The 4,367-nt window shown below is 65.3% G+C and carries 5 protein-coding genes; 3 read left to right on the top strand and 2 right to left on the bottom strand.

Annotation, left to right across the window (positions count from 1 at the left end; all coding sequences use genetic code 11):
* Positions 1-794: KPN_02809 family neutral zinc metallopeptidase (gene ypfJ, locus ABWP09_RS13240; protein ID WP_353205596.1), on the bottom strand; the 794-nt coding region annotated here is incomplete at its 3' end.
* A gap of 137 nt (positions 795-931) precedes the next feature.
* Between ypfJ and ABWP09_RS13235 the strand changes: the two genes are divergently transcribed.
* From ABWP09_RS13235 to ABWP09_RS13225, 3 genes are all read left to right on the top strand, one after another.
* Positions 932-2,107, top strand: coding sequence for a patatin-like phospholipase family protein (locus ABWP09_RS13235; RefSeq protein WP_353205595.1), 1,176 nt, complete (start codon positions 932-934; stop codon positions 2,105-2,107).
* A gap of 22 nt (positions 2,108-2,129) precedes the next feature.
* Positions 2,130-2,915 (top strand): 3-hydroxybutyrate dehydrogenase, encoded by a 786-nt coding sequence (locus ABWP09_RS13230; RefSeq protein WP_353205594.1) that lies wholly within the window; start codon positions 2,130-2,132, stop codon positions 2,913-2,915.
* Between the two features lie 74 nt (positions 2,916-2,989).
* On the top strand, positions 2,990-3,667 hold the full coding sequence (locus ABWP09_RS13225; RefSeq protein WP_353205593.1) for a DUF4893 domain-containing protein: 678 nt from the start codon (positions 2,990-2,992) through the stop codon (positions 3,665-3,667).
* A 299-nt stretch (positions 3,668-3,966) separates the two neighbouring features.
* Here ABWP09_RS13225 and ABWP09_RS13220 read toward each other — a convergent pair.
* Positions 3,967-4,367 (bottom strand): chromate transporter (locus tag ABWP09_RS13220; protein ID WP_353205592.1); only part of this gene is annotated, 401 nt, incomplete at its 5' end.

Genomic DNA, 4,367 nt, shown 5'->3' with positions numbered 1-4,367 from the left:
TGGCTTTCCTTTTGCAGCGTATCGTCGCCGATCGCCTGCGCGGCGGTCATGCCTTCTTCGAGATCGCCCGGATCGAGCCGGTCCCGGTTCTGCGCGGCCCAGACGCCGGCGTAACAATCGGCCTGGAGTTCGAGCTTTACCGACGCGCGATTGCCCTCGACTTCGCTCCCGCGCTGCTGGATTTGCGCGACTTGATCCGACGTGCCGAGCAAATTCTGGATATGATGGCCGAATTCGTGCGCGATCACATAATATTGCGCGAAATCACCCTTCGCGCCGAAGCGGTTGGCGAGTTCGTCGAAGAAGGTCGTGTCGAGATAAATGCCCTGGTCGCGCGGGCAGTAGAACGGTCCCATCGCGCTTTGTGCAGCCCCGCAGCCGGAGCGACCGCTGCCGCCATAGAAGACGAGCTTGGGCGCTTCGAAGCGGGACCCGAGCAGTTTCGACCAGGTGCGGTCGGCCGAGCTGAAGGCGTTGCACGCGGCCTTGCTGGCGGCGTTGATCGCGCAGCTCGACGCGGCGTCGGTGCCCGCCTGCTGCTGCCCGACTCGCGCGGTGGGCGCAGATTGCTGGCTGCCGCCGCCACCGCCGAGTACCCCAAGACCGCCACCGAAAAAGAACATCACCGCCAGCAACACCGCGACACCGCCGCAGCCGAAGCGGCTGAACACCAGCGGCAATAGCCCGAACAGCAAGCCGCCGCCCCCACCACCGCCGCCGAAACCGAAGCCGCCGCCACCCTGCCCGCGCTGATCCTCTACATTGATGTTAGGATCGAAATCGTCGAGGCGCATGGTCGAATGTCCCGGGGTCGTTACCGCTCCGCCCATGAATGCTTGGGCGCGCGCAGAGTTGCAACCGCCTTTTCCAGTGGCACCGAACGCGCTCGAACGGCGTTGATTCCGCACCGTAACACGGGCATTGGAACGATATGGGAGACATGAACCCACCCAAACGCAAGCGGCTGGCCAAGGGGCCGGCGGCCCCCCTGCCGCTGCCCGATTGCGTCGCCTTGGTGCTGCAAGGCGGCGGCGCGCTCGGCTCGTATCAGGCGGGCGTGATCGAGGGCCTCGCGGCGAGCGGGATCGAAATCGACTGGGTCGCCGGGATTTCGATCGGCGCGATCAACGCCGCGATCGTCGCGGGCAATCCGCCCGAGCGTCGGGTTGAGCGCTTGGGGGCGTTCTGGGACAAGGTGACCTCGGCGCTGCCGAGCTTCCCGATCTTCATGAACGACCAGATGCGCGAATTCCTGCATGAATGGTCGGCCGGGTTCGTGCTGGCAGCCGGCGTGCCGGGATTCTTCAGCCCGCGCTTCGTCTCGCCGATGTTCGCCGTGCCGGGCACGCCCGAGGCGATGAGCTTCTACGATTCGGCGCCGCTCAAGGCGACGCTCGACGGTTTGATCGACTGGGATTTGCTCAACACCGGGCCGGTGCGGCTGTCGGTCGGCGCGGTCGATGTCGAAAGCGGCAATTTCCATTATTTCGACACGACCGAGACCAAGATCGATGCGCGCCACATCATGGCATCGGGTGCGTTGCCGCCGGGGCTGCCGCCGATCGAGATTGACGGGCGGCTGTGGTGGGACGGTGGCCTCGTGTCGAACGCGCCGCTGACGCATGTGCTCGATCATCAGACCGAGGCGCTGCTCGCCTTCCAGATCGACCTGTTCTCGGCCGCGACCGAACGCCCGCGCACAATCATGGACGTGATGGCGCGCGAGAAGGAAATCCGCTTTTCCAGCCGCACGCGGCAAGTGTCGGACCAGGTCATGCGCATCCGCAAGGATCGCGAACTCGCGCGCAAGGTCATCGCGAAACTGCCCGAATCCTTTGCGAACGATCCCGATGTTATCGCCTTGCGCGCACAGTCGCAGGAGCATCCGGTCAACCTCGTCCACCTGATCTACCGCGCCAATGCGTGGGAGGGCGGCAGCCGCGACTTCGAATTCTCCGCGCGCACGATGCGCGAGCATTGGGAGGCGGGGCAGCAAGCCGTCGCCGAGACGATGGCGAACGCGCAATTGGTGGCGCACAATATCGAGACCGGTACCAGCGCGGCGTTCGACCTGACGGTGAAGCCCACGCCGCTTCACATTCCCTGACCGACAGCTACGGAGACCTGCCATGTTCCTCAAAGGCAAGACCGCCATCATCACCGGCTCGACCTCGGGCATCGGACTCGCTTATGCCAAAGTGTTTGCCGCCGAGGGCGCGAACGTCGTCATCAACGGCTTCGGCGATGCCGCGGCGATCGAGGCGGAGCGCGTTAAGCTCGAAGCCGCGAGCGGTGCCAAGGCGCTGTACGACGCCGCCGACATGACCAAGCCCGACCAGATCGCCGCGCTGGTCGCGCGCTGCCACGCCGAGCTGGGCGGACCCGACATCATCGTCAACAATGCCGGGATCCAGCATGTCGCGCCAATCGAAGACTTCCCGGCGGACAAGTTCGAGGCGATCATCAAGATCAACCTGACCTCGGCCTGGTATCTGATGCAGGCCGCCGTGCCGCTGATGAAGGCGGCGAAGTGGGGCCGGATCATCTCGACCGCGTCGGCGCATTCGCTCGTCGCCTCGCCCAATAAATCGGCATACGTGATGGCCAAGCACGGTCTGGCCGGGCTGACCAAAACGATCGCGCTGGAGACGGCGACGCATGGCATCACCGTCAATTGCATCTCGCCCGGCTATGTCTGGACGCCTTTGGTCGAGGGGCAAATCCCCGACACGATGCAGGCGCGCGGGCTGACCCGCGAGCAAGTTATCAATGACGTGCTGCTGGCAGCCCAGCCAACCAAAGAATTCGTCACGGTCGAACAGGTCGCCGCGCTCGCTTTGTTCCTGTGTCGCGACGAGGCAAAAGCGATTACGGGTGCGAACCTGTCGGTCGACGGTGGCTGGACCGCCGCTTGAGACCAAAGGGCGTATTGGCAACCTTCGGGGGCCGTGGGTAGTTAGACGTACGTCGCAACGAAAGAATCATCGCCTTGAATATCTCTGCCCGAATTGCCGGATCGGTCTTGTGTGCGCTGTCGGCAACCCTGCTCTTGGGATGCGGCGGCAAGGGCAAGAAGACGATCGAGGTGCAGATTGCGCCGGCGCGTGCGGTCGTGCCCGGTGGCGAGATCGTCACCGACTGGCGCAGGGTCGCGACGTCAGCCGATCGGGCGCGACTGCGTGGCTGGCGGCAGGCATGGATCGACGCGCTGGCAACGATTACCGCCAAGGATGACCTTGCGGTGCTCCGTGCCGATCCGGCGTTGTTCGACCCGGACCGGGTGTTGCCGGGGGCCAGTCTGCGACCTGGCGGCTATCGCTGCCGCGTCATCAAACTCGGCGCGAATGGCACCGCGATGCACAACCTCACGGCCTATCCAGCGGTCGATTGTGCGGTGACGGACGAGGGCGCGGTTTCGAGTTTTTACAAGGTGTCGGGCGCGCAACGGCCCGTCGGGCTGATCTTCCCGGATTCAGACGCGCGCGGCGTGTTTCTCGGCACGATGGTGCTGGGGGATGAGACCAAGCCGCTCAAATACGGGCAAGACGCCAATCGCGACCTGGCCGGCTATGTCGAGCGGATCGGGCCGCGCCGCTGGCGGCTGGTCCTGCCGCAGCCACGGTTTGAGTCGTTGCTCGACGTGGTGGAGATTGTGCCTAAGCCGTAGCGGGCGCTTGTATCCACGACGGCGGTTAGCGGCTTGATCCGACCTAATCCTCCCCCGTCAGGGGGAGGTGGCACGCGCAGCGTGACGGAGGGGGAGGTCGGCGACCTCACGCGGAAGAGTCGACGGGCGGCAAGCAAACCTCAACCAACTAAAGTCTCACCTGCGCTCGATTGCAGAGAACGAAATCCTGCGCAGCTTGGAGCGAGCGCCGAAGACACACTGAAGCTTAGCGCTGACCTCCCCCTCCGTCGCCTTCGGCGCCACCTCCCCCTGGCGGGGGAGGATTATCACGCGTTTTTCTAGTGCAGCCCGCTCAGCCGTAGCGCTATCCCAATTCCCGCCGCCACTCCGAGTGTCGAGAGGACACCCGACTTGAAGCGCAGCACCGCGATGCACGCCGCCACGCTGAGCGCGAGCGCCCAGGGGTCGGCGCTCGCCAGCACCGGCACGTCGAAGCGCAGCGGGCCTGCCGCGACTGGCGCGACCTGGCCGAACACGGCATGAATCGCGAACCACAGGGCGAGGTTGAGGATCACGCCGACCACCGCCGCCGAGATCGCCGCGAGCGCGCCCGACAGCGCGCGATTGCCGCGCAGCCGCTCGACATAAGGTGCGCCGAGGAAAATCCAGAGGAAGCACGGCGCGAACGTCACCCAGGTCGCAAGCAACCCGCCGAGCGTCGCGGCGAGCAGCGGGCTAA

Source organism: Sphingomonas sp., from assembly GCF_040398505.1.
Lineage (GTDB): Bacteria > Pseudomonadota > Alphaproteobacteria > Sphingomonadales > Sphingomonadaceae > Sphingomonas.
This window is presented reverse-complemented; position numbering and strand designations above follow the sequence as displayed.

Coding starts and splice junctions, on each gene's coding strand:
- ABWP09_RS13235 (WP_353205595.1), top strand. CDS start 932: ATGGGAGACATGAACCCACCCAAACGCAAGCGGCTGGCCAAGGGGCCG.
- ABWP09_RS13230 (WP_353205594.1), top strand. CDS start 2,130: ATGTTCCTCAAAGGCAAGACCGCCATCATCACCGGCTCGACCTCGGGC.